The following is a 25,350-nucleotide window of genomic DNA, read 5'->3' on the forward strand; positions in this document are numbered from 1 at the left end:
GCGGCGTGGGGCGCGGGCGGCGGGCGGGGCGGCCGGGACGACGGCGGCGCGGGCGGCGGCGGCCAGCGACAGCGGCCGGAAACCGGCCGCGACGGCGGCGCGCAGCAGTCGCACGAGGGCCCGTTCGCCGCAGCGCAGCCAGGTCGCGGCGAGGAGGCCGACGGCCAGGTGCGCCGCGAGCAGCAGCCAGGGCGCGGCGGGATCGGCGCCCGTGGTGCCGGCGAGCGGGCTCAGCGGGTCGCCGAAATCGCCGCCGGCACAGACCAGATCCACGCCGAGCATCCGCAGCGGGCCGGTGACCGGCCCGCCGCCGGGCCCGTAACAGGCGGTCTGCCCGGCCGTGAAGACGGTGTCCGCGCCGAGCTGGAGCGGGATCAGCAGGGCGGCGATGGCCCCGAACCCGCGCTCGCGGTCCCCGGCGAGCGCCAGGGCCGGCGCCAGGACGGCGGCCGAGACGGCGACGACGGGCACGGCGGGCAACGGAGCGCCGGAGAGCAGGACATGGGCTCCTACGGACAGGGTGACGCAGAGCGCGGTGAACACCACCGCGCGCGTCACCCGGATCCAGAAGGCCGTCATGTCCATCGGGAAGGAGTGTGCCACGGTGTCGTGTACGGGGGCGATAAGGGGATCGCGTTGACCTTGGACGTTACCGTTCACGGCCCCTCTGACCTGCGGAAACGCGCGTGTTACGAGTCCGGGTGGGGGCGGTCGGCGGGCGGGTGGCGGATGTAGGGTTCGGGTATCCCTGACCCTGCTGCGGAAGGCCCGTGGAGTGACCAAGCCCTTCACACACCTGCATGTGCACACCCAGTACTCGCTGCTCGACGGAGCGGCGCGGCTGAAGGACATGTTCAAGGCGTGCCAGGAGATGGGCATGTCACACATCGCGATCACGGACCACGGCAACCTGCACGGCGCGTACGACTTCTTCCAGCAGGCGCGCGGCGCGGGCGTCACACCGATCATCGGGATCGAGGCGTACGTGGCGCCGGAGTCGCGGCGGCACAAGCGGCGCGTGCAGTGGGGGCAGCCGCACCAGAAGAAGGACGACGTCTCCGGCTCCGGCGGTTACACGCACAAGACGATCTGGGCCTACAACAAGACCGGGCTGCACAACCTGTTCCGGCTCTCCTCCGACGCCTACACCGAGGGCTTCTTCGTCAAGTGGCCCCGGATGGACAAGGAGACCATCGCGCAGTACAGCGAGGGCCTGATCGCCTCCACCGGCTGCCCGTCGGGCGAGGTCCAGACCCGGCTGCGGCTGGGGCAGTACGACGAGGCCCGCAGGGCGGCGGCCGAGTACCGGGAGATCTTCGGCAAGGAGCGGTACTTCCTGGAGCTGATGGACCACGGCCTGGAGATCGAGACCCGGGTCAGGGACGGGCTGTTGAGGATCGGCAAGGAGGTGGGCATCCCGCCGCTGGTCACCAACGACTCGCACTACACGCACGCGCACGAGGCCGGCGCGCACGACGCGCTGCTGTGCGTGCAGACCGGGAAGAACCTCTCCGACCCGGACCGTTTCCGGTTCGACGGCACGGGCTACTACCTGAAGTCGCCGCAGGAGATGTACGCCATCGACTCCTCCGACGCCTGGCAGGAGGGCTGCGCCAACACCCGGCTGGTCGCCGAACAGGTGGACATCGACGGCTGGTTCGAGCCGCGCGACCTGATGCCGCGCTTCGACGTGCCCGAGGGGTACACGGAGGTGACCTGGTTCCGGGAGGAGGTCAAGCGCGGCATGGCCCGCCGCTACCCGGGCGGGGTGCCGGAGGACCGGCAGAAGCAGGCCGAGTACGAGATGGACGTCATCATCCAGATGGGGTTCCCCGGGTACTTCCTCGTGGTCGCCGACTTCATCATGTGGGCCAAGGAGCAGGGCATCGCGGTCGGCCCCGGGCGCGGCTCGGCGGCGGGTTCCATCGTGGCGTACGCGATGGGCATCACCGACCTCGACCCGATCGACCACGGCCTGATCTTCGAGCGGTTCCTCAACCCCGAGCGCGTCTCCATGCCGGACGTCGACATCGACTTCGACGAGCGCAGGCGCGGCGAGGTCATCCGTTACGTGACGGAGAAGTACGGCGCCGACAAGGTGTCGATGATCGGCACCTACGGCACCATCAAGGCGAAGGCCGCCATCAAGGACGCCTCCCGCGTGCTGGGTTACCCGTACGCGATGGGCGACCGGATCACCAAGGCCATGCCCGCCGACGTCCTCGGCAAGGGCATCCCGCTCTCCGGCATCACCGACAAGGACCACCCGCGCTACAGCGAGGCGGCCGAGGTCCGGGGGATGTACGAGAACGAGGCGGACGTCAAGAAGGTCATCGACACCGCGCGCGGACTGGAGGGCCTGGTCCGGCAGATGGGCATGCACGCGGCCGGCGTGATCATGTCCAGCGAGCGGCTGGTGGACCATGTGCCGCTGTTCGCGCCGAAGAACGACGGCGTCGTCGTCACGCAGTGGGACTACCCCACGTGTGAGGCGCTCGGGCTGCTGAAGATGGACTTCCTCGGCCTGCGCAACCTCACGATCATGGACGACGCGGTCAAGCTCATCAAGAAGAACAAGGGCGTCGAGATCGAGCTGCTGAAGCTGGCGCTCGACGACCCCAAGACGTTCGAACTGCTGGGCCGCGGCGACACCCTGGGGGTGTTCCAGTTCGACGGCGGGCCGATGCGTTCCCTGCTGCGCATGATGAAGCCCACGGACTTCGAGGACATCTCCGCCGTCGGCGCCCTGTACCGGCCGGGCCCGATGGGCATGAACTCGCACATCAACTACGCGCTGCGGAAGAACGGCCAGCAGGAGATCACCCCGATCCACCCGGAGCTGGAGGAGCCGCTGCGGGAGGTCCTGGACGTCACCCACGGCCTGATCGTGTACCAGGAGCAGGTGCAGAAGGCCGCGCAGGTCCTCGCCGGGTACTCGCTCGGACAAGCGGACCTGCTGCGGCGGGCGATGGGCAAGAAGAAGAAGGAGATCCTCGACAAGGAGTTCGTCCCCTTCCAGCGCGGCATGCGGGACAACGGGTACTCCGACGAGGCGATCCAGGCCGTGTGGGACGTGCTGGTCCCGTTCTCCGGCTACGCGTTCAACAAGGCCCACTCCTCGGCGTACGGCCTGGTCACCTACTGGACCGCGTACCTGAAGGCCAACTACCCGGCCGAGTACATGGCGGCGCTGCTGACGTCGGTCCGCGACGACAAGGACAAGTCGGCCGTCTACCTCAACGAGTGCCGCCGGATGGGCATCCGGGTGCTGCCGCCGGATGTCAACGAGTCCGAGGCGCACTTCACGCCGCGCGGCGACGACGTGATCGTCTTCGGTCTCACCGCCGTCCGCAACGTCGGGCAGAACGTGGTGGATTCGATCGTCGCGACGCGGAAGGCGAAGGGGAAGTACAGCTCCTTCCCGGACTTCCTGGACAAGGTGGAGGCGGTGGTCTGCAACAAGCGGACCATCGAGTCGCTGATCAAGGCGGGCGCGTTCGACACCCTGAACCACACCCGCAAGGGCCTCACCGCGCACTTCGAGTCGATGATCGACAACGTGGTGCAGGTCAAGCGGAAGGAGGCCGAGGGGCAGTTCGACCTCTTCGGCGGCATGGACGAGGACGGCGGCGGCGACGGTCCCGGCTTCGGCATGGACGTCGTGTTCTCCGAGGAGGAGTGGGAGAAGACCTATCTCCTCGCGCAGGAACGGGAGATGCTCGGTCTCTACGTCTCCGACCACCCGCTGTTCGGCATCGAGCACGTTCTCGACGAGAAGGCGGACGCCGCGATCTCGGCGCTCACGGGCGGGGATCACGCGGACGGCGCGATCGTCACCATCGGCGGCATCATCTCGACTCTCCAGCGCAAGATGACCAAGCAGGGCAACCCCTGGGCGATCGCCACCGTCGAGGACCTGGCCGGCTCGATCGACTGCATGTTCTTCCCCGCCAGCTACCAGCTCGTCTCCACCCAACTCGTCGAGGACGCCGTGGTGTTCGTCAAGGGGCGGCTGGACAAGCGGGAGGACGTGCCCCGGCTGGTCGCCATGGAGCTGATGGTGCCGGACCTGTCGGAGGCGTCGGCCGACGCGCCCGTGACGATCACCATCCCGGGTGTGAAGATCACGCCTCCGCTGGTGGCCCAGTTGCGGGAGGTGCTCAGCCAGCACCGGGGGCCGACGGAGGTCAGGGTGAAGGTCCAGGACAGCCGCACCACGCGGGTGCTGAGGCTGGACCGGGACCGGGTCCGGGCCGATCCCGCGCTGTTCGGTGACCTCAAGGCGCTGCTCGGACCTGCGTGTTTGGCCGGTTGATGCCCTGCTTGGCCGGTTGATGCCCGCGTGTTGGCGGGATGATGGAAGTGGCTTTACCTGAACGCGGCGCACTCCACACTACCTTCGAAAACGGAGCGAAATCGCCGTGTGAGGGGTGGAAACGCCATGGATGTGCGGATGGTCAGAAAAGCAATGTTTCTGATCCGTGAAGTGCACGCGTCCCGCCAGGACGCCGTGCACGCCCTGCTGGAGTACTTCCCGGGATCGGCCTTCGAGGACCGGCTGCGCTGTGTCCACGAAGCCTGGGACATGCTCAGCCGGAGCGCGCACCGCGTGTGACGGAGGCGGACCGGTGATCGCGGAGGGGCGCACCCCGCTCGGTGCGCCCCTCTTCCGTGTCCGCCCACGGGTCCGGCGCGCGCGGTCAGTTGTGCCCGAACCGCTTCTCGCGTTTGCGGGACTTCGCCGTCTCCGCCGGTGCTCCCGCCTCCGACGTGCGGGTCTGCCCCGGCGAGGGCTGGGGGGTGGCCGGGCGGCTCCGGTTCTTGTTCTTGGCCATGATCGCCTCCTGATCACTTCGTTCCGTGGCGTGGAACGCTTTGCCGCGTTCAGATTCGCACGGCGGTGCATACTTCGCATTCCGGACAAGGTGGAGGGTGGATTCGCCACGCCGAAGATCGAGTTGGCACAGATAACGGCGGCCGGGTCGGGCAGACTCTGGGAAACCGTTTCCGGTGAAAGAAGGTGCAACGTGGACCGCTGCGTCGTCCTGGTGGACGCCGGGTATCTGCTCGGTGCCGCGGCCAGCCTTCTCGCCGGTGAAGCCGCCCGCCCCCGGATCTCCGTCGACCACAGCGCGCTCATCCAGGGCCTGCGCGAGCGGGCCGAGGCCGACACGGGCCGTGATCTCCTCCGTATCTACTGGTTCGACGGCGCCCCGGACCGGGTTCCCCAGCCGGAGCACCGGCGGCTGCGCGTGATGCCCCGCGTCACCGTCCGGCTCGGCGCGCTGACCCGCACCGACGGGCGCTGGGCGCAGAAGGGCGTCGACGCCGCGATGCACGCCGAGCTGACCGAGCTGGCGCGGAACCGGGCCTGCGCCGACATCGTGCTCGTCACCGGCGACGGCGACCTGCTGCCGGGGCTGATGTCGGCCAAGGAGCACGGTGTCGCCGTCCACCTGTGGGCCGTCCAGGCCGCGGGCGGCGACTACAACCAGTCCGAGGACCTGGTCGCCGAGGCCGACGAGCGCCGGGTGCTGGACCGGGCCTGGATCACCCGCGCCGTCCGCGTCAACGAGGCGACGGTCCCCGCGCCGCCGCACACCGTGACCCGCCCGGAGATCGCCGCCATCCTGGCCGCGCCGTTCCCCGACCCCACCGCGCCGTCCACCTCGCCCACGCCGCGCGAGCGGCCCGCCGCGGCGAAGAACGGCGTCCACCGCGAGAACGGCGAGCACCCGTTCCCCCCGGCGGACCGCGACCCGGGGGCGACGCCCGTCAAGGGGGTGCCGACCCCCAAGGACCTGGCCACGCTCGGTCGTTCCGTCCAGCCCGCGGCGACGGCCACGCTGCGCTGGTCGTCCGACCGGGGCTGGGTGGACCGGGGCGTCCCGGAGGAGCCCGCCGAGATCGCCGCGCTGCCGATGCTCTCCCAGCTCACCACCGCCGAGCAGCGGTGGGCCGACCGGGAGGAGGACATCACGGCCGTCAGCGGTGACCCGTTCGAGGTCGGCCAGGTCTTCGCCCGCCGCTGGGCCGAACGGCTCGCCAACACCGCGCACTTGCAACGCCTGTCCAGCGAGTACCCCCGCATCCCGCACCGCATCGACGGCGAACTGCTGCGGTACGCCGCCCGGTTCGGGCTCCTGGCGCACAAGGACGACCAGATCGACGAGCAGGACCGGTACGCGATCAGAGCCGGTTTCTGGCGCGAGGTCGACGCCAGGACGGGCACCGAACGCGCCTCCTGACGTCCGCCGCGGCGCGCGGCCGCGACATGTCCGGAACGTACCCCCGGATCCCGGCACCCGTGTGACCCGCGTAGGCTCGTGCACCGTGGCCTCATCTATCGCACGGCCCTGGCCCGGGCTCGCGGCACCCGAGCACACCCCGGACGGCACCGCGTCCGCCCCGGCGGCGTTCACCGTGCGCGGCCTGACCAAGACCTATCCGGCCCGGCGCCTCAAGCGCTCCCGGACCGCCGCGGAACCGGCGGCGCCGGCCAGCGACCGGATCACGCTCGACGTGGCGCGCGGCGAGATCTTCGGACTGCTCGGCCCCAACGGCGCGGGGAAGACCACACTCGTCAAGCAGCTCACCGGGCTGCTGCGGCCGGACTCCGGCGCCATCACGCTGCTCGGCCACGATCTGGTGCGCCACCCGCGCCGCGCCGCGCGGCTGCTGGCGTACCTGGGGCAGGAGTCGACGGCGCTGGACGAGCTGACCGTCGCGCTGGCCGCCGAGACCACCGCCCGGCTGCGCGGCCTGGACGCCGGGGCGGCGCGCCGGGAACGGGACGCCGTCATCGAGGAGCTGGGCCTGGGGCCGATCGCCTCCCGGCCGCTGAAGCGGCTCTCCGGCGGGGAGCGCCGGCTGGCGTGCGTGGCCGCCGCCCTCACCGGCAGCCGTCCGGTCCTGGTGCTGGACGAGCCGACCGCGGGCATGGACCCCGTCGCCCGCCGCGCGGTCTGGGCGGCCGTGGACCGGCGCCGCGCCCTGGACGGCACGACGGTCGTGCTGGTCACGCACAACGTCATCGAGGCGGAGACCGTGCTCGACCGGGTCGCCGTGCTGGACGCGGGCCGGGTCATCGCCTGCGACACCCCCGACGGCCTGAAGGCGCTGGTCGGCACGGAGGTGCGGCTCGATCTGGTGTGGCGCGGTGAGCCACCGCTCGCGGTGCGGGAGATCGCGGCGTTGCGGCACCTGGCGGCGGTCGCTGGCCGCCGCTGGACGCTGCGGCTGCCCCCCGACCGGGCGCGTGCCGTGGTCGCCGCCGTCACACAGGGCCCGGCGTTCGCGGCCCTGGACGACTTCACGCTCGCCACGCCCAGCCTGGAGGACGTCTACCTGGCCCTCGGCGGGCGCGGTGAGGGGCTGGTCAGGTCATGACGGCGGTGGTGCCGCCGGCGCCGCCGGCCCGGCTGTGTCCCTCGCTGGCGGCCGTGTACCGGGCGCAGCTCTCGCGGGCGCGGGGGGCCCGGATCCCGCTGCTGTTCGTCGCCACCTTCCAGTCGATCGGGATCATGGTCCTGATGCGCGGCGTCGTGGACGGCGGCGACGGGGACGAGGCGCGGGCCGTCGTCGCCGGGTCGGCCGTGCTCGTCGTGGCGTTCGTCGCGCTCAACCTCCTCGCCCAGTACTTCGGGCAGCTCCGGGCCACCGGAGGTCTGGACCACTACGCCACGCTCCCGGTGCCCGCCGCCGCCGTGGCGCTGGGCACGGCGGCGGCCTACGCGTCGTTCACCGTGCCGGGTGTCGTGGTCACGGCCGTCTGCGGCGCGCTGTTGTACCAGCTCCCGATGGGCGGGCTGTGGGTGCTGCTGGCCGTCGTGCCGCTGGCCGGGGCCGCGCTCGCCGGGCTCGGCGCCGCGCTGGGGCTGCTCGCCCCGCGTCCGGAGCTGGCCACCCTCTGCGGGCAGCTCGGCATGTCCGCCGCGCTGCTCCTGGGCGTACTGCCCGAGGCGCGGCTGCCGGAGCCGGTGCGGTGGCTGCGGGACCTGCTGCCGTCCACCTACGGCGTGGACGCGCTGGCCACCGCGCTGGAGCCGGGACCCGACTGGGGTTCGGTCGCCGCCGACCTCGCGGTCTGCGCGGGGGTGGGCGTCGCGGCGCTGGCGCTGGCCACCTGGGCGTACCGGCGGGCCGCTCTGCGCTGAGGCGCGTGGCGGTGTGACGATACGCCCGCGCGCTGGTCGGGGCCGCCCTCACCGCCGAACGGCCGTCCCGTAAGCCGAACAGACGCCCGACCTGGCAGGATGACGGGGTGACCGTTCCGCAGCCCACTCCGGACCACCGTTCCGCCGCCGCCGCCGAGGCCGGCGCCGAGACCCCGGGCGGGGGGCGGGACCCCGGCGTCCCGGCCCCGGCGTCCCGGGCGGCCTGGGGACGGGAGATACGCGAGGCCCTGCTGGTGGCCGTGCCGGTCGCCGCGCTCACCGGTCTGGTGCTGGGCCTGGTGTGGCTGTGGCGCGCGCCGCGCGTGCCGCTGGTCTCGGACGGCGAGGCGGTGCTGCCGGCCAACGCCGAGGGGCAGCAGGCGATCGGCGCGGACGGCACGGTCCTGCTGATCGGCCTGGTGCTCGGCGCGGTCGCCGGGGGCGTCGTCTTCCTGCTGCGCCGCGCGGGCGGTGTGGCCGTGGTCCTCGGGCTCGCGGTGGGCGCCGGGCTCGGCTCGGTCCTCGCCTGGCGCCTGGGTGTGTGGCTGGGCCCGACCGACGACATCGCCGGGCACGCCCGGTCGCTGGGGGCGGACGTCGTGTTCGACGCCCCGCTGGGGATCGGCGCGAAGGGCGTGCTGCTCGGACTGCCGTTCGCGGCCGTGGCGGTCCACATGTTCTGCCTGTCCGTCTGGGGTCCGCGCGACCCGGCGCCGCTGCCCGCCGAGCTGCCCCACTGGTACGAACCGGCCCGGGACGCGGGCGCCGGGCGGACCGGGGACTGAGCCGGTCCGCAGCCGTCAGGCGCGGGCGATCGGCGCCACCAGCGCGCCGGTGAGGCCGATCAGCGCGGCCGGGGCGAGTTCGATCTCCAGCCCGCGGCGGCCCCCCGAGACGAAGACCGTCGGGTGACCCGTGGCCGAGGCGTCCACCACCGTGGGGAGCCGCTTGCGCTGCCCGAGCGGCGAGATGCCGCCCAGCACGTAGCCGGTGGCGCGTTCGGCCGCCGCCGGGTCGGCCATCGCCGCCCGCTTCCCGCCGACCGCGGCGGCCAGCGCCTTCAGACCGAGCGAGGCCGCGACCGGCACCACCGCCACCGTCCACGCGCCGTCCACCTCCGCCACCAGCGTCTTGAACACACGGCCCGGGTCGGCGCCCAGCGCCCGGGCCGCCTCCTCGCCCCACGACGGGGCGGCCGGATCGTGCGCGTACGCGTGGAGGGTGAACGCCACCCCGGCACGGGTCGCCGCCACGGTCGCGGGCGTTCCGCCGGCCGTGGTGCCCCGCTGCCTCTTCCCCACGCGGACGGTCCCGCCGGTCAGTTCAGGCTCGTCGGGCGGGTCGTGTACTCCGCGCCCGGCACCGACGGGAGCTTGCTGATCAGGGCCGTCTCCTGCCGCAGGATCCGCAGCTCCTCGGCCAGCCGCGTCGCGGTGTCCTTGGCCTGGAGCAGCCGCTGCTTGTCTCCCGTGTGGAGCATCGTCGCCGCCGCCACCAGATACGACACCACCGAAGGGTCCTCGGGCAGGTCCTGGCCGGGCGCCAGGGTGCGTTCGTTCGCGCCCGCCAGCACCTTCTGGTACGACCGGAACGCCCGCAGCACCCCGGACGCCAGCGCGCCCGCGCCCTCCCCGGCGACCTCGGGCAGCGGCTCGACCTCGGCCTTCAGATACGGGCCGCTCGCGTCCACCGACAGCAGCCGGAACCGGGTCGTCCCGGTCGCCAGCACCTCGTAGCTCTCGCCCGCCTCGCCGCCCTCGCCGGGGCCCGAACGCTCCCTGATCGTGGAGGCGTCGGCGACGCAGCCGATGGCGTGGAAGGAACGCATCGGGTCCCCGGAGGCGACCCCGGCGCCCGGGCCCGCCTCGGTCGTCTCCGTCGGGTCCGGCAGGCCGATGCCGCTGGGCGCCACCTCGTGCCCGTCCCTGATCGCGATCACGCCGAACGGCCGGGGACCGTCCTCCGGCAGGGCCAGCAGATCGCGCATCAGTGCCCGGTACCTGGCCTCGAAGACGTTCAGCGGCAGCACGAGCCCGGGGAACAGCACGGTGTTCAGGGGGAAGAGCGGCAGGCGCGTGGTCGTCACGACCGGCCAGCCTATCGGCTGCTCTCCCGGGGCCGGGCCCGCATCGTGAAACGCGACGGCGGCCCGCCGCGCCGTTCTGCGAGACTGGTGAGGTGCTGAACCGAATCGATCTGCGCGGTTCGTCTCCCGCCCCCGGCGGGATCGACCGCGACCTGCTGCCCCGCGCCGAGCTCGACGTCGAGGCCGCCCTGGAGAAGGTGCGGCCCATCTGCGACGACGTGCGCCATCGCGGCACCGCGGCGCTGATCGAGTACGCGCGGCGGTTCGAGCAGGTCACCATCGAGCGCACCCGGGTCCCGGCCGAGGCGCTGACGCGGGCCCTGGCCGAGCTGGACCCGGCCGTGCGGGCCGCCCTGGAGGAGTCCATCCGCCGCGCCCGCCTCGTCCACCGCGAGCAGCGGCGCACCGACTCGACCGTGCGCGTGGTGCCCGGCGGCACCGTCACCGAGCGGTGGGTGCCCGTGGAGCGGGTCGGGCTGTACGTGCCGGGCGGGCGGGCCGTGTACCCGTCGTCCGTCGTCATGAACGTCGTCCCCGCCCAGGAGGCGGGCGTCGCCTCCCTCGCCGTCGCCTCGCCGCCGCAGAGGACCCCGGGCAACGACTGGGGCACCGGCCTGCCGCACCCCACCATCCTCGCCGCCTGCGCGCTGCTGGGCGTCGAGGAGGTGCACGCCGCGGGCGGCGCCCAGGCCGTGGCGATGTTCGCCTACGGCACCGAGGAGTGCCCGCCGGCCCGGCTGGTCACCGGCCCCGGCAATGTGTACGTCGCGGCGGCCAAGCGGCTGCTGAAGGGCGTCATCGGCATCGACGCCGAGGCCGGGCCCACCGAGATCGCCGTCCTGGCCGACGACACCGCCGACCCGGCGCTGATCGCCGCCGACCTCATCAGCCAGGCCGAGCACGACGTGCTGGCCGCCGCCGTCCTCGTCACGCCGTCCGTCGCGCTGGCCGACGCGGTGGACGCGGAGCTGGCGGTCCGGGTCCCGGCCGCCAAGCACCACGACCGCATCGCGGAGGCCCTGGCCGGCCGGCAGTCCGGGGTGGTGCTGGTGGACGACCTGGACCACGGACTGGCCGTCACCGACGCGTACGCGGCCGAGCACCTGGAGATCCAGACCGCGAACGCCGCCGAGGTCGCCGCCCGGGTCCGCAACGCGGGCGCCGTGTTCATCGGCCCCTGGGCGCCGGTCTCCCTGGGCGACTACTGCGCGGGCTCCAACCACGTGCTGCCGACCGGCGGTTGTGCCTGCCACTCCTCGGGCCTGTCCGTGCAGTCCTTCCTGCGCGGCATCCACGTCGTGGACTACAGCCGCGACGCCCTGGCCGAGGTGGCGCACCATGTGGTCGCCCTCGCCGAGGCGGAGGACCTGCCCGCCCACGGCGCCGCGGTGAAGGCACGGTTCGAGACCGGAGAGGTTCCGCACAGCAAGTGACCCGCATCGACGATCTGCCCATCCGGGACGAACTGCGCGGCAAGACCCCGTACGGCGCGCCGCAGCTCGACGTCCCCGTCCGGCTGAACACCAACGAGAACCCGTACCCCGTGCCGGACGCCCTGGTCCGGCGCATCGCGGAGCGCGTCTCGGACGCCGCCCGCACGCTCAACCGCTACCCCGACCGGGACGCGGTGGTGCTGCGCACGCAGCTCGCCGCCTACCTCTCCCGCACCGCCGGGTACCGGGTCGGCCCGACCCAGGTGTGGGCGGCCAACGGCTCCAACGAGGTGCTCCAGCAGCTCCTCCAGGCGTTCGGCGGCCCCGGGCGCACGGCGCTCGGCTTCGACCCGTCGTACTCGATGCACCCGCTCATCTCGCGCGGCACCGGCACCGGGTGGATCTCCGGGCCCCGCACCGAGGAGTTCGGCATCGACGTGGAGGCCGCGGTGGCGGCGATCCACGAGCACCACCCGGACGTGGTGTTCATCTGCTCGCCCAACAACCCGACCGGTACCGCCGTGGCGGCCGAGTCCGTTCTCGCGCTGTACGAGGCGGCGCAGGCCGCCGCGACGGGCGGGCGGGGCGCGCTGGTCGTGGTGGACGAGGCGTACGCCGAGTTCAGCCACCGGCCGTCGCTGCTGCCGCTGATCGAGGGCCGGCCGACGCTGGTCCTGACCCGGACCATGTCGAAGGCGTTCGGCGCGGCCGGGCTGCGGCTGGGGTATCTGGCCGCCGATCCGGGCGTGGTGGACGCGGTGCAACTGGTGCGCCTGCCGTACCACCTGTCCGCGATCACCCAGGCCACCGCGCACGCCGCGCTGGAGTTCGCGGATACGCTGCTGGGGTACGTCGCGGAGCTCAAGGACGAACGGGACCGGATCGTCGCCGAGCTGACGGCCCTGGGGTGCGATGTCACCGAGTCCGACGCCAACTTCGTGCAGTTCGGCCGCTTCGACGACGCGCACGACGTCTGGCGGCGGCTGCTGGACCACGGGGTGCTCGTCCGGGACAACGGCGTGCCGGGCCGTCTCCGGGTCACCACCGGGACCCGCGAGGAGAACGACGCGTTCCTGGATGCGGTACGCGCAGTGAAGAAGGAGATCGGCCAATGACCCGCGTGGGCCGCGTGACCCGCAGCACCAAGGAGACCTCGGTCGCCGTCGAGATCGGCCTCGACGGCACCGGAAAGGTCGACGTGTCGACCGGCGTCGGCTTCTTCGACCACATGCTCGACCAGCTCGGCCGGCACGGGCTGTTCGACCTCACCGTCAAGACCGAGGGCGACCTGCACATCGACAGCCACCACACGATCGAGGACACGGCGCTCGCGCTGGGGGCCGCGTTCCGGCAGGCGCTGGGCGACAAGCGGGGGATCGTACGGTTCGCGGACGCCTCGGTGCCGCTGGACGAGTCACTGGCGCAGGTGACCGTGGACCTGTCGGGGCGGCCGTATCTGGTGCACCGCGAGCCGGAGGGCATGGCGCCGATGATCGGCGCGTACGACACGACGATGACCCGGCACATCCTGGAGTCGTTCGTCGCCCAGGCCCAGATCGCGCTGCACGTCCACGTGCCGTACGGGCGCAACGCGCACCACATCGTGGAGTGCCAGTTCAAGGCCCTGGCCCGCGCCCTGCGGTACGCCAGCGAGCTGGACCCGCGCCAGACGGGGATCCCGTCGACCAAGGGCGCCCTGTGAGCGGCGGAGAATCTCACCGGAAGGATGCCGTGAGCGCCGCGCACGCGGCTGCCGGGGTGCGGGTGCGGGTGATGGCCGCGCGGTGCCGCGTGGGCGGAGAAGCTTACGAAAAGGATGCCGTGAGCGGCGCGCACGCGGCTGCCGGGGTGTGGGTGCGGGTGATGGCCGCGCGGTGCCGCGTGGGCGGAGAAGCTCACCGGAAGGATGCCGTGAGCGGCGCGCACGCGGCTGCCCGGGTGCGGGTGCGGCGGGGGAGGGTGCTGTGACCGGGTCGGCCGCGCTGTTCTTCGCCGTGGGGCTCTTTCTTCTCGGTGGGGTGTACTCGTTCGCCAAGCAGGGGCTGCCCAGAGGAGTCGTCGTGCTTCTCGGGCTGGCCTGTGCGCTGTGTCTGCTCGCCGGAGCGCTCCGGCTGGAGGTGTGAGCGGTGGGGACCGGTAAGAAGAAGGTCGTCGTCTTCGACTACGGGTTCGGCAATGTGCGGTCCGCCGAGCGGGCCGTCGCCAGGGCGGGGGCCGAGGTGGAGATCACCCGTGATCCCGACGCGGCCATGAACGCCGACGGGCTGCTCGTGCCGGGTGTCGGCGCGTTCTCGGCCTGCATGCGGGGCATCCGTGAGGCGCGCGGCGACTGGATCGTCGGGCGGCGGCTGGCCGGCGGCCGGCCCGTGCTCGGAATCTGTGTCGGGATGCAGATCCTCTTCGCGCGCGGCATCGAGCACGGCGTGGAGACCGAGGGCCTCGACCAGTGGCCGGGCTCCGTCACGCCCCTCCAGGCCGACATCGTGCCGCACATGGGCTGGAACACGGTCGAAGTGCCCGAGGACTCCGCGCTGTTCGCCGGGCTGCCCGCCGACACCCGGTTCTACTTCGTGCACTCCTACGCCGTGCACGACTGGGAGTTGCCGGCCGACAGCGGCGGGACGACGACCTCGCTGGCCGTGCCCCGCGTCACGTGGTCGACGCACGGCAAGCCGTTCGTCGCCGCCGTGGAGAACGGCCCGCTGTGGGCCACGCAGTTCCACCCCGAGAAGTCCGGCGACGCCGGCGCCCGCCTCTTCACCAACTGGATCGAGACGCTCTGAGATGTCCACGCTGACCCCCACGCTGGAACTGCTGCCCGCCGTCGATGTCCGGAACGGCCAGGCCGTGCGCCTGGTGCACGGCGAGTCCGGCACCGAGACCTCCTACGGCGACCCGCTCCAGGCCGCCCTGACCTGGCAGCGCTCGGGTGCCGAGTGGCTGCATCTGGTCGATCTGGACGCCGCGTTCGGCACGGGGAACAACCGGGAGCAGATCGCGGAGGTCGTCCGCGCGATGGACATCCGGGTCGAGCTGTCCGGCGGTATCCGCGACGACGACACGCTCGCCGCCGCGCTCGCCACCGGCTGCACCCGCGTCAACCTGGGCACCGCCGCCCTGGAGTCGCCGGAGTGGGTCGCCAAGGCGATCGCCCAGTACGGCGACCGGGTGGCCGTCGGTCTCGACGTGCGGGGCACGACGCTGCGCGGCCGGGGCTGGACCCGGGACGGCGGCGATCGGTACGAGACGCTGGAGCGGCTCAACTCCGAAGGCTGCGCCCGGTATGTCGTCACCGACATCAACAAGGACGGCACGCTGCAGGGCCCCAACCTGGAGTTGCTGCGGAACGTGTGCGCCGCCACCGACCGGCCCGTGGTGGCCTCCGGCGGGGTCTCCTCGCTGGACGATCTGCGGGCGCTGTCCGGCCTGGTGGGTGAGGGCGTCGAGGGCGCGATCGTCGGGAAGGCGCTGTACGCCGGGGCGTTCACCCTGGAGCAGGCGCTGGAGGCCGTGGCCGGATGAGTGTCGAGCGCGCGCCGGACGCGAGCCCCTGGGACGAGGCCCTCGGTTCCGCACGCGCGGTCGCGGCCGGTGAACTGGTGCTGGTCGGCGGGACGTTGCCGTCCGTCGCCGGGGCCGCCGGGGGCGACCCGTACGAGCAGGCGAGGTCCGCGCTGACGGAGGCGCTGGGGGCGCTGGAGCCGTTCGGGCTCGGCGCCGACTCGGTCGTCCGCACCCGGATGTACATCAGCCACGCCCGCGACGCGGAGGACGTGGGGCGGGCCCATCACGAGTTGTTCGGGTCCGTCCGTCCGGTCACCACGCTGGTGCTGGTGGCCGGGTTCGCCGACTCGCGGGCGCTGGTGCAAGTGGAGCTGGAAGCCTATCGAGGAGCCGCGACGTGAGCCTCGCCGTACGAGTCATCCCCTGCCTGGACGTGGACGGCGGCCGGGTCGTCAAGGGCGTCAACTTCGAGAACCTGCGGGACGCGGGCGATCCGGTGGAGATGGCGAAGGTCTACGACGCCGAGGGCGCCGACGAGTTGACGTTCCTCGACATCACGGCGTCCTCGGGGAACCGGGAGACGACCTACGACGTGGTGCGCCGGACGGCGGAGCAGGTGTTCATACCGCTCACGGTGGGCGGTGGGGTCCGCACGGCGGAGGACGTGGACCGGCTGCTGCGCGCGGGCGCGGACAAGGTGGGCGTGAACACGGCGGCGATCGAACGTCCGGAGCTGATCCGGGAGATCGCCGAACGGTTCGGCAATCAGGTGCTGGTGCTGTCGGTCGACGCCAGACGCTGCCCCGAGGGGACGGCGGTGACGTCTTCGGGTTTCGAGGTGACGACGCACGGCGGGCGGCGCGGTACGGGGATCGACGCGGTGGAGTGGGCGCACCGGGCGGCCGAGCTGGGCGCGGGGGAGATCCTGCTGAACTCCATGGACGCGGACGGCACCAAGGACGGGTACGACGCGGCGATGATCGCGGCGGTGCGGAAGCATGTGACGATCCCGGTGATCGCCTCGGGTGGCGCGGGGCGTCTGGAGCACTTCCCGCCGGCGATCGAGGCGGGCGCCGACGCCGTGCTGGCGGCGTCGGTCTTCCACTTCGGCGATCTGCGGATCGGTGAGGTCAAGGCCGCGCTGCGGGAGGCGGGTCACGCCGTTCGCTGAGCGTCGGTGGCCGGGCGTGCGACGGTGTCGGGGGGCGAGGGTGGTGCACGGGGGCGGTCCTCCGGCGCGGGGATCCGAGCCACTCCCCAGCGTGACCGCTGGGAGGTGTCCCCGCCGTTCCGGAGGGACCGCCCCCGCGTTCTGGGGGTTACGCGCCCTTGCGGAGCGCCCGCAGGTACTCGCGGTTCATGGTGCTGATCGAGGAGAGCGGGATGCCCTTGGGGCAGGCCGTGGCGCACTCGCCGGTGACCGTGCAGCCGCCGAAGCCCTCGTCGTCCATCGTGGCGACCATGTCCAGGACCCGGCTCTCGCGCTCGGGGCCGCCCTGCGGCAGGGAGTTGAGGTGGACGATCTTGGCGGAGGTGAAGAGCATCGCCGAACCGTTGGGGCAGGCCGCCACGCAGGCGCCGCAGCCGATGCACTCGGCGTGCTCGAACGCGGTGTCGGCGGCGGCCTTGGGGACCGGTGTGGCGTGTGCCTCGGGGGCGCTGCCGGTGGGGGCGGTGACGTAGCCGCCGGAGCCGATGATGCGGTCGAACGCGGACCGGTCCACGACGAGGTCCTTGACGACGGGGAACGCGGCGGCCCGCCACGGTTCGATGTCGATGGTGTCGCCGTCGGAGAAGTGCCGCATGTGGAGCTGGCAGGTGGTGGTCCGTTCCGGGCCGTGGGCCTGGCCGTTGATGACCATGCCGCAGGCGCCGCAGATGCCCTCGCGGCAGTCGTGGTCGAACGCCACGGGCTCCTCGCCGCGCAGGATCAGCTCCTCGTTGAGGGTGTCCAGCATTTCGAGGAACGACATGTCGGGGGAGATGTCCGCGACCTCGTAGGTGGTCATCGTGCCGTCGGTGTCGGGGCCCTGCTGGCGCCAGATGCGCAGGGTGAGGTTCACGCGTAGCTCCGCTGGGTGGGGTGGACGTGTTCGAAGACGAGGTCTTCCTTGTGCAGCACGGGGGCCTGGCCCGGTGCGGTGAACTCCCAGGCCGCCGCGTAGCAGAAGGTGTCGTCGCGGCGGGCGGCCTCGCCGTCGGGGGTCTGGCTCTCCTCGCGGAAGTGGCCGCCGCAGGACTCGGCGCGGTGCAGCGCGTCCAGGCACATCAGCTCGGCCAGCTCCAGGTAGTCGGCGACGCGGTTGGCCTTCTCCAGCGACTGGTTGAGGTCGGTGCCGCTGCCGGGCACCTTGATCCGCTCCCAGAACTCGGCGCGCAGGACCGGGATACGGTCCAGGGCCTTGCGCAGTCCGGTCTCGTTGCGGGCCATGCCGCAGTGGTCCCACAGCAGTTCGCCCAGCTCGCGGTGGAACGACTCGGGGGTGCGGTCGCCGTTGTTGGACAGCAACTGGTAGAGGCGGTCGGTGACGGCGAACACCGCCTCGCTGACCGCCGGATGGTCGGCGGGCACCTCGTCGGCCGGGGTGCGGGCGAGGTAGTCGGCGAGGGTGGCCGGGAGGATGAAGTAGCCGTCGGCCAGGCCCTGCATCAGCGCCGAGGCGCCCAGCCGGTTGGCGCCGTGGTCGGAGAAGTTGGCCTCGCCGATGGCGAACAGGCCCGGCACGGTGGTCTGGAGGTCGTAGTCGACCCACAGGCCGCCCATCGTGTAGTGGATCGCCGGGTAGATGCGCATCGGGACGCGGTAGGGGTCCTCGGCGGTGATCCGTTCGTACATCTCGAAGAGGTTGCCGTACTTGGCGGCGACGGCGTCGCGGCCCATGCGGGCGATGGCGTCGGCGAAGTCGAGGTAGACGCCCTGGCCGCCGGGGCCGACGCCGCGGCCCTCGTCGCAGACGTTCTTCGCGGCGCGGGAGGCGATGTCGCGGGGGACGAGGTTGCCGAAGGCGGGGTAGATCCGCTCCAGGTAGTAGTCGCGCTCGTCCTCGGGGATGTCGGCGGGGGAGCGGGTGTCGCCGGCCTGCCGGGGGACCCAGATGCGGCCGTCGTTGCGCAGCGACTCGCTCATCAGCGTCAGCTTCGACTGGTGGTCGCCGGAGCGCGGGACGCAGGTGGGGTGGATCTGGGTGAAGCAGGGGTTGGCGAAGAACGCGCCGCGCCGGTGGGCGCGCCAGATGGCGGTGGCGTTGGAGTTCTTGGCGTTGGTGGACAGGTGGAAGACGTTGCCGTAGCCGCCGGTGGCGAGGACGACGGCGTCCGCGAGGTAGGTGTCGACGCGGCCGGTGATCAGGTCGCGGGCGACGATGCCGCGGGCCCGGCCGTCGACCACGATCAGGTCCAGCATCTCGGTGCGCGGGTGCATCTCCACGTTCCCGGCGGCGATCTGGCGGGAGAGCGCCTGGTAGGCGCCGAGGAGGAGCTGCTGTCCGGTTTGGCCGCGGGCGTAGAAGGTGCGGGAGACCTGGACGCCGCCGAAGGAGCGGGTGTCGAGGAGGCCGCCGTACTCGCGGGCGAACGGCACGCCCTGGGCCACGCATTGGTCGATGATCTCGACCGACACCTGGGCGAGCCGGTGGACGTTGGACTCGCGGGCGCGGAAGTCGCCGCCCTTGACGGTGTCGTAGAAGAGGCGCCGTACGGAGTCGCCGTCGTTGCGGTAGTTCTTGGCGGCGTTGATGCCGCCCTGGGCGGCGATGGAGTGGGCGCGGCGCGGGGAGTCCTGGTAGCAGAACTGGACGACGCGGTAGCCCTGTTCGGCGAGGGTGGCGCCGGCGGCGCCGCCGGCCAGGCCGGTGCCGACCACGATGACGGTGTGCTTGCGCCGGTTGGCCGGGTTGACCAGCTTGGCCTCGAAGCGGCGGCGGTCCCACCGTTCGGCGATCGGGCCGCCGGGAACCTTGGTGTCCACGAGGGCGTCGCCCGTGGTGTAGTCCAGGTAGCTGCTCACACTGATCACATCGCTCACTTGACGATTCCGGTCATCACGCCGAAGGGGACGGAGAGGAAGCCGACGGTCAGGACGAGGGCGAGACCGTTGCCGGTGGCCCTCAGCGCGCGGTCGCGGGTGCGGCTGCCCGCGCCGAGCGTCTGGGCGGCGCTGTGGAAGCCGTGCTGGACGTGCAGGCCGACCGCGATCATCGCGACGGCGTAGATCACGTTGCCGTACCAGGTGTCGAACGTGGCGACGATGTTCTCGTACGGGTGGCCGCTCTCGCCGTTCGGGTTCACGGTGCCGGTGGTGAGGTCGAGGATGTGCCAGACGATGAACAGGGCCAGGATCACGCCGCCCCAGCGCATGGTGCGGGTGGCGTAGGAGGCGCGGCGCCCTCGGTGCGCGTACTTCACCGGGCGGGCCGCGATGTCCAGGCGGCTGAGCTGCCAGGCGGCCAGCCCGTGGGCGAGGACCGCCGCGAGCAGGACGACACGCAGGATCCACAGGAACCACTCGTGGTGCAGCACCGGCTCGCCGAGGGTGCGCAGCCAGTGGGCGTAGCCGTTCATGTCGTCCGGGCCGAAGAAGACCTTCAGGTTCCCGATCATGTGGGCGATCAGGTAGAGGAGCATGATCGCTCCGCTGACGGCCATCACCGTCTTCTTGCCGATCGTCGACCGCCACAGCCGGGCGGCCGTGCCGGCCGGCCGACGGTCCGTGCGGGTCGTCGTGCGGGGCCGCGTCGCCAGTGCCATGTCCACGACGGTAGGGCCGCCGGAGGAGATCGGTCCAAGACATAGCGGAGCTGATTTCGATAGGCTATCCCTATCGTGCTGTCGCCATCGTGCCTGTCGCGCGGGCCGGGCTCCCGGCCGGCCGCGCCGCCGGAAAGGGGTTGGCCATGCAGCTCCAGCAGCTCCGTTACTTCACGGCCGTCGCGGAGACCCTGCACTTCACGCGGGCCGCGCACCGCGAGCACGTCGCGCAGCCGTCGCTCTCTCAGCAGATCCGCGCGCTGGAACGGGAGCTGGGGGCCGAGCTGTTCCACCGGGCGCGCGGGCACATCTCGCTGACCGACGCGGGCGCGGCGCTGCTGCCGCTGGCCCGCCGCATCCTCGCCGACACCGAGACCGCGCGCCGCGAGGTGCAGGAGGTGGCGCGGTTGCGGCGCGGGCGGGTGCGGCTGGGGGCGACGCCGAGCCTGTGCGCCAGCCTGGTGCCCGGGGTGCTGCGGGCGTTCCGCGACGCCTATCCGGGCGTCGAGCTGTTCGTGCACGAGGACGGCTCGCAGGACCTGGTACGGATTCTGGCCGCCGGGGAGCTGGACCTCGCGCTGATCATCACCCCGCTGCCGGGCCAGGCCCCGGCGCTGGCCACGCGGGAGCTGCTGCGCGAGGACCTGGTGGTGATCTCGTCCCCGGCCGCTCCGGCACCGGTGACGGGCCGGCGCATCCGGGTGGCGGATCTGCGGGACCGGCCGCTGGTGATGTTCCGGCACGGGTACGACCTGCGGGAGCTGACCCTCGCGGCGTGCCACGGGGCGGGCTTCGAGCCGTCGTTCAGCGTGGAGGGCGGCGAGATGGACGCGGTCCTCGGCTTCGTGCGGGCCGGTCTGGGGGTGGCCGTGGTGCCGAGCATGGTCGCCGAGCGGTCCGGACTGCGGGCGACGCCGTTCGTCCCGCCGGGGCTGCACCGGACGATCTCGGTGGCGCACCGCAGTGACGTCTCCCCGCCGCGCGCGGCGCGCGAGTTGCAGCGGATCCTGCTGACGCACCGGCGCGGCCCGCTCTCCGGACCGGCCTGACCGGGGCCGCCGCCTCAGCCGTCGAGCCGGACGATGCCGAGACCGACGTCCGCCAGCAGGCCGGGGATGTCCCGGACGGCCTGCCGGTCCTTCTCCCGCGCGTCCTCCGCGAGGCGTTCCCAGGGGACGAGGTCGGGGTGGCGCCTGGCCGCGCCGTCGCGCCGCTCGCCGTGGGTCCAGCCGGCGGCGACGCGCTCCGCCGTCCACCGCCGGTGCTCGTGCTCGGACAGCCGCTCGATCTCGGCCTCGCGGTACTGGAAGGCCGCCGTGGTCTCGTCCCGCAGCGCCAGGGAGCAGCCGATCGTCCGCAGCTTCGCGCCGATGTCCCGGGCCTGGCGCCGGTTGGCCTCCTTGAGGACGGGCGACAGCTCGTGCCACGGCACGGTGGAGGGGGTGCCGGCCGGGTCCCCGCCCTCGGCGGCGCGGGCGCGGACATACCGTTCGTGGAGGGCGCGGGCGACGATCTCGGTCAGGTCCTCGTCGATCACCCCCGGATCGTGGGCGAGGTCGGCGACACCGGCCATGTGCAGGCGTTCACCGACGGCGTCCAGGAGCCGGCCGCCGTCCGCCGCGTTCCCGAACGCCTCGCCCACGCCGTCGAGCCCGTCGAGACGCACCACCACCGAGCGCCGTCCGCCGTGCCACAGGCGGGTGGTGGTGAGGGCGGTCCGCAGCGCCGCCTCGTTGTCCTCCTGGCAGATGTAGACCCGGTCGGGCGGCGGCTGCCCCCGGTCGGCCCGTTCCCGCAGCAGCCGCGCCAGGTCGCCGTCGTGGACGGTGAGCGCGCAGGTGTCCGCGAGGAAGGCGTAGCGCGCGGTCAGGTCCCGCAGCACGCCGCGCGCGTCCGGGTCGAGGACGGTCAGCCGGATCCGGCGGGCGGGGGGGCCGCCGGCCGCCCGCCACTGCCGCGCCGTCTCGACGAGAACGCCCCGGCCGAACGCGGTGAGTCCCGAGACGACCACGTCGGGGGAGGACACCCCCTCGGGGACGGGCCGGTGGTGGCGCAGCAGCACCCGGGCGGCCAGCTCGTCGGGGCTGAAGAAGTCGACCGCCGGGCCGGGGGCGGCGGCCTGGCTCCACCGGCGGGCGCGGAAGGCCATGCACAGGTCGGGGTCGTTGACGCGGACGAAGACCCGCAGGTCCGCCGGGGACCGGTGTCGGGCCCGGGTGGCGGCGAGGGCGACGGCGATGTTCCGCGCGCTGTCCTGGCCGCACACGTACAGGGTGGACGCGCCCTCGATCCCGGCCGCCCGCAGGGAGCGCGCGTCCTGGGGGTCGCCGCGCACGGTCGTCAGCCCGGCGTCCGCCGCCTGGGGCCGCTGCCCGACGCGGACGACGCGCAGGCCCCGGGCGCGGAGGCGGTCGGCCAGGATCAGGCTCGCGGCGTCGTCCCCGCACACGATGGCGTGCCGGGACAGGCGCCGGGTCCGCACCCTGCGCCACTCGGCCGCGAACAGCAGCCGGCCCGCCTCGAAGAGCGCGTAGACGGTGACGGCGGGCGCGGCGAACATCGCGACCCGGAGGGTCCAGGGGACGGGCTCCCGCCCTTCGAGCGGCGTGGAGCTGAGCACGAACAACTGGAGGTCGTAGTAGAGGATGTCGAACGGCCCGTGCTGGAACGCGGTCCGGCCGTCCAGATGGGTGCTCAGGCCCGCGTAGCCGAGGACCAGGGCCAGGACGGTCAGGGCGCCGAAGCAGAGCCGGGCCGCGGTGAGCACGTACGCGGGCCGGTCGTCGCCGTCGTCACCCACCGGTGGAGAACTCCGGGGAGGTGGCGGCACCGGCCGGGCCCGTGGTCAACTCCCCGGCGGGGGCGAGTGGTCGGGGCGTGGCGCTGATGCCGTCGGGGGCGGCCGTGACGCGGTCCATGGTGCCGTACGGTGCCACACCCGCTCCGGTCCGGGCGAGCCCGCCCGTTGCCCTGGCGCGGTCGGCGTTGCGATCATGCCGTTGGTCCGCCACCCCTGACCGCTGGAGAACGGCATGAGGCACCTGGGCATCCTCGGACACAGCACGGAGGGCGCGGCGCTCTGCTTCCGGGCGTTCTGCCAGGAGGGGTTCCGGCGCCTGGGGCCCGACGAGCACCCGGACGTGACGCTCGACGTCATCGCGCTGGCTCGCAGCATGCCCGGCTGGGAGGCGGGCGATCACGCGTCGGTGCGGGACATCCTGGCCGTGAGCGTGGAGCGGCTCGCGCGGGCGGGGGCCGCTTTCTTCGTCTGCCCGGACAACACCGCGCACCTGGCGCTGGAGCTGCCGGGCACCCAACTGCCGCTGCCGGGCCTGCACATCGCGGAGGTGGTGGCCGGGCAGGCGGCAAGTGAGGGGCGGAAGCGGGTCGGTGTGCTCGGCACCCGCTACACGATGGAGGGCCCGGTGTACCCCCGGGCGCTGGCGGCCCGGGGCATCACGGCCGAACTGCCGCCCCCGGCCGACCGGGCGATCGTCCACCGGATCATCTTCGAGGAGTTGCTGAACGGTGTGCTCCGGGAGGAGTCGCGCCGGGAGTACGCGCGGATCATCGGGGACCTGGCGGAGCGCGGCTGCGACGCGGTGGCGCTGGTCTGCACGGAGATACCGCTGCTGGTGACGCCCGGCGTCTCGCCGCTGCCGACGCTGGACTCCACCCGTCTGCTGGCCCGCGCGGCGTTCGACGTGGCGGTCGGCGAGCGGCCGTTCCCCGTCTGGCGGGGCGGCCCGGTCACGGGGTGAGCGTCGCGCGGCCGGGCGTCAGGTGCTGCCGACCGGGTCGGGGTCGAGGCGGGCCAGGAGCTGGGCGCGGTGCAGGTCGGCGACGGACGCCGTCAGATCGGGGTGGCGCATCAGGGTCGCGGCCTGCCGGTCGCGTTCGGCCGGGAAGGTCAGGCGGCGGAACTCGATCGGCATCTCGGCGGCGTGCTCCCCGGCGGTCACCGCCGCCACGGCCTGCTCGGCCAGGGCGGGCGAGCTGAGCAGGCACGCGGCCCAGCTCGCCACGGCCTCGTCCACCCAGGAACGCCACGCGACCTCGTCACCCTCGGGGAGCACGGTGTCCGCGCCGACGACCCAGTCCAGCCGGGCCGAGCCGCCCGGGCCCGCCATCGCGACGAGCGCGGCGTCCACCGGCGTCGGGTACCGCAGCCAGGCCGCGACGGTCACCGCCTGGCGGGCCTGGACCTCGGCGAGCACCTCGCTCAGGGCGCCGTCGGCGGCCGGGTAGGCGCGCAGCAGCCACTGCGTGGTGGCGGCTATGACGGGGGACAGATCGGCGCACACGGACGTAACACCCTCCCGATCCTGCGTGCGAAACGTGGCAAGCGTACTCCCGGGTTCCGGAAAACGGGATGACGGACGTCACGTTCCGTTGCCCTTTCCGGTCGGCTTTCGTCAGCCTTTCGGCCTAGTCCGAGGTGCGACACGCCCGGCGGTCACGCACGGTAGCGGCTGGGACGCGCATCGCGTCCCGGACCTCAGAAACGGAGTGCCACCGTGATACCTGCCCGACTGGCCGCGAGTTCGCTGGCCGCCCTCTTCCTCGTCGGCGCCTCGGCCGGCCTCGCCCGCGCGGACGGAACGGACTCCGGGATTTCCCCGGCGGACGCGACGTTCCTCAAGAGCGCCCACCAGGGCAACCTGGCCGAGATCGCCGCCGGCACCGACGCCGGGCGGAACGCGACCACCGCGTGCGTCAAGGAAGTCGGCGCCGCCCTCGTGACCGACCACACGACGCTCGACGAGGCGGTCCCCGGCCTCGCCGACCGGCTCCCCGTGCCCCTGCCGGAGGAGCCGACGCCCGAGCAGACGAGCACCCTCGAAGAGGTGCGCGCCAGGGCGGGCACCCCCGCCTACGACGAGGCGTGGCTGGCGGCCCAGGACGCCGCGCACCGCGAGACGCTCGCCCTGATCGACCAGGAGCTGAGCGACGGCGAGAACGCCGAGGTCAAGGCCGCGGCGAGCGCGGCGCGGCCCGTGGTGGAGGCGCATCTGGAGAGGGTGGCGGGCGGCGAGTGCCATCTCGACGCCGGTTCCGGCGCGGTGGCGGACCCCTCGCGGGTGCCCGCGGGGTTCGGCGGCCGGGCGGACGGCGCGGACGGGGGCCGGTCGGAGGCGGGCGTGGCGGCGGTGACCGGCGGCACGCTGCTGACCGGCGCCCGCGGGGGGCGGGCCCCCGGGGGGGCCCGGGGGGCGACGACCGCTTCCCCCGTCCCGCTTTTTTTCACCTCCTCGGAGCCACCACGACGGCCGAAAACTCCTTTGGCCGCCTCTTCCGGCGCGGACGGGGGCCGGTCGGAGGCGGGCGTGGCGGCGGTGACCGGCGGCACGCTGCTGACCGTCGCCGGCGCGGTGTGGCTCGCGCGGCAGCGCGAGGCGGAACCGACGGATCCCCGGTGACGGCG

28 protein-coding genes are annotated in these 25,350 nt (G+C 73.1%); 18 read left to right on the top strand and 10 right to left on the bottom strand.

What is annotated here, in order from left to right:
* The coding region (locus BN2279_RS28575) for a hypothetical protein (protein ID WP_059009127.1) at window positions 1–585 on the bottom strand (585 nt) is incomplete at its 3' end.
* A 190-nt stretch (window positions 586–775) separates the two neighbouring features.
* Here BN2279_RS28575 and dnaE point away from each other — a divergent pair.
* Together dnaE and BN2279_RS29345 are read left to right on the top strand one after the other, a co-directional pair.
* Window positions 776–4,315 carry a DNA polymerase III subunit alpha gene (dnaE, locus tag BN2279_RS13155; protein ID WP_059009128.1) on the top strand — a complete coding sequence of 1,180 codons (3,540 nt, stop codon included), beginning with the start codon at window positions 776–778 and terminating at the stop codon, window positions 4,313–4,315.
* 153 nt (window positions 4,316–4,468) lie between these two features.
* Window positions 4,469–4,615, top strand: a complete 147-nt coding sequence (locus tag BN2279_RS29345) for a hypothetical protein (RefSeq protein WP_159037213.1) — start codon at window positions 4,469–4,471, stop codon at window positions 4,613–4,615.
* An 85-nt stretch (window positions 4,616–4,700) separates the two neighbouring features.
* Here BN2279_RS29345 and BN2279_RS31030 read toward each other — a convergent pair whose 3' ends face one another.
* Window positions 4,701–4,835, bottom strand: coding sequence for a hypothetical protein (locus tag BN2279_RS31030; protein ID WP_267887126.1), 135 nt, complete (start codon window positions 4,833–4,835; stop codon window positions 4,701–4,703).
* A gap of 192 nt (window positions 4,836–5,027) precedes the next feature.
* Between BN2279_RS31030 and BN2279_RS13160 the strand changes: the two genes are divergently transcribed.
* From BN2279_RS13160 to BN2279_RS13175, 4 genes are all read left to right on the top strand, one after another.
* Window positions 5,028–6,248 (top strand): NYN domain-containing protein, encoded by a 1,221-nt coding sequence (locus tag BN2279_RS13160; RefSeq protein WP_059009129.1) that lies wholly within the window; start codon window positions 5,028–5,030, stop codon window positions 6,246–6,248.
* Between the two features lie 175 nt (window positions 6,249–6,423).
* The gene (locus BN2279_RS13165; RefSeq protein WP_059009649.1) at window positions 6,424–7,389 is read left to right on the top strand and encodes an ABC transporter ATP-binding protein; all 966 of its coding nucleotides are present in this window, start codon (window positions 6,424–6,426) and stop codon (window positions 7,387–7,389) included.
* Complete coding sequence (locus tag BN2279_RS13170) at window positions 7,386–8,156, top strand: ABC transporter permease (protein ID WP_059009130.1); 771 nt, start codon at window positions 7,386–7,388, stop codon at window positions 8,154–8,156. The genes BN2279_RS13165 and BN2279_RS13170 overlap by 4 nt, the downstream gene beginning before the upstream one ends.
* 107 nt (window positions 8,157–8,263) lie before the next feature.
* On the top strand, window positions 8,264–8,941 hold the full coding sequence (locus BN2279_RS13175) for a hypothetical protein (protein ID WP_059009131.1): 678 nt from the start codon (window positions 8,264–8,266) through the stop codon (window positions 8,939–8,941).
* Between the two features lie 15 nt (window positions 8,942–8,956).
* Here the strand turns inward: BN2279_RS13175 and ybaK are convergent, their stop codons facing one another.
* A complete protein-coding gene (gene ybaK, locus BN2279_RS13180; RefSeq protein WP_059009133.1) occupies window positions 8,957–9,457 on the bottom strand; it encodes a Cys-tRNA(Pro) deacylase in 501 nt (166 codons plus the stop codon).
* Window positions 9,458–9,474: 17 nt separating this feature from the next.
* Window positions 9,475–10,242, bottom strand: a complete 768-nt coding sequence (locus BN2279_RS13185) for an LON peptidase substrate-binding domain-containing protein (protein ID WP_059009136.1) — start codon at window positions 10,240–10,242, stop codon at window positions 9,475–9,477.
* 92 nt (window positions 10,243–10,334) lie between these two features.
* On the opposite strand from BN2279_RS13185, the gene hisD reads away from it, so the two are divergent.
* Genes hisD through hisF form a run of 9 tightly spaced genes read left to right on the top strand, consistent with a single transcriptional unit; the run spans window position 10,335 to window position 16,350 of the window.
* Window positions 10,335–11,675 (top strand): histidinol dehydrogenase, encoded by a 1,341-nt coding sequence (gene hisD / locus BN2279_RS13190; RefSeq protein WP_059009138.1) that lies wholly within the window; start codon window positions 10,335–10,337, stop codon window positions 11,673–11,675.
* Window positions 11,672–12,790, top strand: coding sequence for a histidinol-phosphate transaminase (locus BN2279_RS13195; RefSeq protein WP_059009140.1), 1,119 nt, complete (start codon window positions 11,672–11,674; stop codon window positions 12,788–12,790). The genes hisD and BN2279_RS13195 overlap by 4 nt, the downstream gene beginning before the upstream one ends.
* Window positions 12,787–13,377 carry an imidazoleglycerol-phosphate dehydratase HisB gene (gene hisB, locus BN2279_RS13200; RefSeq protein WP_059009142.1) on the top strand — a complete coding sequence of 197 codons (591 nt, stop codon included), beginning with the start codon at window positions 12,787–12,789 and terminating at the stop codon, window positions 13,375–13,377. The genes BN2279_RS13195 and hisB overlap by 4 nt, the downstream gene beginning before the upstream one ends.
* Window positions 13,378–13,406: 29 nt before the next feature.
* Window positions 13,407–13,643 (top strand): hypothetical protein, encoded by a 237-nt coding sequence (locus tag BN2279_RS13205; protein WP_059009144.1) that lies wholly within the window; start codon window positions 13,407–13,409, stop codon window positions 13,641–13,643.
* Complete coding sequence (locus BN2279_RS29900; protein ID WP_059009145.1) at window positions 13,640–13,798, top strand: hypothetical protein; 159 nt, start codon at window positions 13,640–13,642, stop codon at window positions 13,796–13,798. The genes BN2279_RS13205 and BN2279_RS29900 overlap by 4 nt, the downstream gene beginning before the upstream one ends.
* Before the next feature lie 3 nt (window positions 13,799–13,801).
* A complete protein-coding gene (gene hisH / locus BN2279_RS13215; RefSeq protein ID WP_059009150.1) occupies window positions 13,802–14,458 on the top strand; it encodes an imidazole glycerol phosphate synthase subunit HisH in 657 nt (218 codons plus the stop codon).
* A 1-nt stretch (window position 14,459) separates the two neighbouring features.
* On the top strand, window positions 14,460–15,197 hold the full coding sequence (priA, locus tag BN2279_RS13220; RefSeq protein WP_059009151.1) for a bifunctional 1-(5-phosphoribosyl)-5-((5-phosphoribosylamino)methylideneamino)imidazole-4-carboxamide isomerase/phosphoribosylanthranilate isomerase PriA: 738 nt from the start codon (window positions 14,460–14,462) through the stop codon (window positions 15,195–15,197).
* On the top strand, window positions 15,194–15,580 hold the full coding sequence (locus BN2279_RS13225; protein ID WP_059009153.1) for a Rid family hydrolase: 387 nt from the start codon (window positions 15,194–15,196) through the stop codon (window positions 15,578–15,580). Before priA ends, BN2279_RS13225 begins: the two co-directional genes overlap by 4 nt.
* Window positions 15,577–16,350, top strand: coding sequence for an imidazole glycerol phosphate synthase subunit HisF (gene hisF, locus BN2279_RS13230; RefSeq protein ID WP_059009155.1), 774 nt, complete (start codon window positions 15,577–15,579; stop codon window positions 16,348–16,350). Before BN2279_RS13225 ends, hisF begins: the two co-directional genes overlap by 4 nt.
* A gap of 148 nt (window positions 16,351–16,498) precedes the next feature.
* Here the strand turns inward: hisF and BN2279_RS13235 are convergent, their stop codons facing one another.
* Genes BN2279_RS13235 through BN2279_RS13245 form a run of 3 tightly spaced genes read right to left on the bottom strand, consistent with a single transcriptional unit; the run spans window position 16,499 to window position 19,925 of the window.
* Window positions 16,499–17,242 carry a succinate dehydrogenase/fumarate reductase iron-sulfur subunit gene (locus BN2279_RS13235; protein WP_059009156.1) on the bottom strand — a complete coding sequence of 248 codons (744 nt, stop codon included), beginning with the start codon at window positions 17,240–17,242 and terminating at the stop codon, window positions 16,499–16,501.
* A complete protein-coding gene (locus tag BN2279_RS13240) occupies window positions 17,239–19,185 on the bottom strand; it encodes a fumarate reductase/succinate dehydrogenase flavoprotein subunit (RefSeq protein WP_059009651.1) in 1,947 nt (648 codons plus the stop codon). The genes BN2279_RS13235 and BN2279_RS13240 overlap by 4 nt, the downstream gene beginning before the upstream one ends.
* A 14-nt stretch (window positions 19,186–19,199) precedes the next feature.
* The gene (locus BN2279_RS13245; RefSeq protein WP_059009157.1) at window positions 19,200–19,925 is read right to left on the bottom strand and encodes a succinate dehydrogenase cytochrome b subunit; all 726 of its coding nucleotides are present in this window, start codon (window positions 19,923–19,925) and stop codon (window positions 19,200–19,202) included.
* 146 nt (window positions 19,926–20,071) lie between these two features.
* Between BN2279_RS13245 and BN2279_RS13250 the strand changes: the two genes are divergently transcribed.
* A complete protein-coding gene (locus BN2279_RS13250) occupies window positions 20,072–20,974 on the top strand; it encodes a LysR family transcriptional regulator (RefSeq protein ID WP_059009160.1) in 903 nt (300 codons plus the stop codon).
* 14 nt (window positions 20,975–20,988) lie between these two features.
* Here BN2279_RS13250 and BN2279_RS13255 read toward each other — a convergent pair whose 3' ends face one another.
* Window positions 20,989–22,725, bottom strand: coding sequence for a RyR domain-containing protein (locus BN2279_RS13255; protein WP_059009161.1), 1,737 nt, complete (start codon window positions 22,723–22,725; stop codon window positions 20,989–20,991).
* Window positions 22,718–22,861 carry a hypothetical protein gene (locus tag BN2279_RS30605; RefSeq protein ID WP_234347811.1) on the bottom strand — a complete coding sequence of 48 codons (144 nt, stop codon included), beginning with the start codon at window positions 22,859–22,861 and terminating at the stop codon, window positions 22,718–22,720. The genes BN2279_RS13255 and BN2279_RS30605 overlap by 8 nt, the downstream gene beginning before the upstream one ends.
* A gap of 96 nt (window positions 22,862–22,957) precedes the next feature.
* On the opposite strand from BN2279_RS30605, the gene BN2279_RS13260 reads away from it, so the two are divergent.
* Complete coding sequence (locus BN2279_RS13260) at window positions 22,958–23,686, top strand: aspartate/glutamate racemase family protein (RefSeq protein ID WP_059009163.1); 729 nt, start codon at window positions 22,958–22,960, stop codon at window positions 23,684–23,686.
* An 18-nt stretch (window positions 23,687–23,704) separates the two neighbouring features.
* Here the strand turns inward: BN2279_RS13260 and BN2279_RS13265 are convergent, their stop codons facing one another.
* Entirely contained in the window at window positions 23,705–24,229 is a 525-nt protein-coding gene (locus BN2279_RS13265; protein WP_059009165.1) for a hypothetical protein, read from the bottom strand.
* 213 nt (window positions 24,230–24,442) lie between these two features.
* Here BN2279_RS13265 and BN2279_RS13270 point away from each other — a divergent pair, with 213 nt between their 5' ends.
* A complete protein-coding gene (locus BN2279_RS13270) occupies window positions 24,443–25,345 on the top strand; it encodes a DUF4142 domain-containing protein (RefSeq protein WP_234347813.1) in 903 nt (300 codons plus the stop codon).
* Window positions 25,346–25,350 lie beyond the last annotated feature (5 nt).

Source organism: Streptomyces specialis (assembly GCF_001493375.1).
In the GTDB taxonomy this organism is placed as follows: domain Bacteria; phylum Actinomycetota; class Actinomycetes; order Streptomycetales; family Streptomycetaceae; genus Streptomyces; species Streptomyces specialis.

What these genes read in the sequence shown, in the direction of transcription:
- BN2279_RS29345 (WP_159037213.1), top strand. Translation starts at nt 4,469, where the DNA reads ATGTTTCTGATCCGTGAAGTGCACGCGTCCCGCCAGGACGCCGTGCAC.
- BN2279_RS31030 (WP_267887126.1), bottom strand. Translation starts at nt 4,835, where the DNA reads ATGGCCAAGAACAAGAACCGGAGCCGCCCGGCCACCCCCCAGCCCTCG.
- BN2279_RS13170 (WP_059009130.1), top strand. Translation starts at nt 7,386, where the DNA reads ATGACGGCGGTGGTGCCGCCGGCGCCGCCGGCCCGGCTGTGTCCCTCG.
- hisB (WP_059009142.1), top strand. Translation starts at nt 12,787, where the DNA reads ATGACCCGCGTGGGCCGCGTGACCCGCAGCACCAAGGAGACCTCGGTC.
- priA (WP_059009151.1), top strand. Translation starts at nt 14,460, where the DNA reads ATGTCCACGCTGACCCCCACGCTGGAACTGCTGCCCGCCGTCGATGTC.
- BN2279_RS13225 (WP_059009153.1), top strand. Translation starts at nt 15,194, where the DNA reads ATGAGTGTCGAGCGCGCGCCGGACGCGAGCCCCTGGGACGAGGCCCTC.
- BN2279_RS13245 (WP_059009157.1), bottom strand. Translation starts at nt 19,925, where the DNA reads ATGGCACTGGCGACGCGGCCCCGCACGACGACCCGCACGGACCGTCGG.
- BN2279_RS13250 (WP_059009160.1), top strand. Translation starts at nt 20,072, where the DNA reads ATGCAGCTCCAGCAGCTCCGTTACTTCACGGCCGTCGCGGAGACCCTG.
- BN2279_RS13260 (WP_059009163.1), top strand. Translation starts at nt 22,958, where the DNA reads ATGAGGCACCTGGGCATCCTCGGACACAGCACGGAGGGCGCGGCGCTC.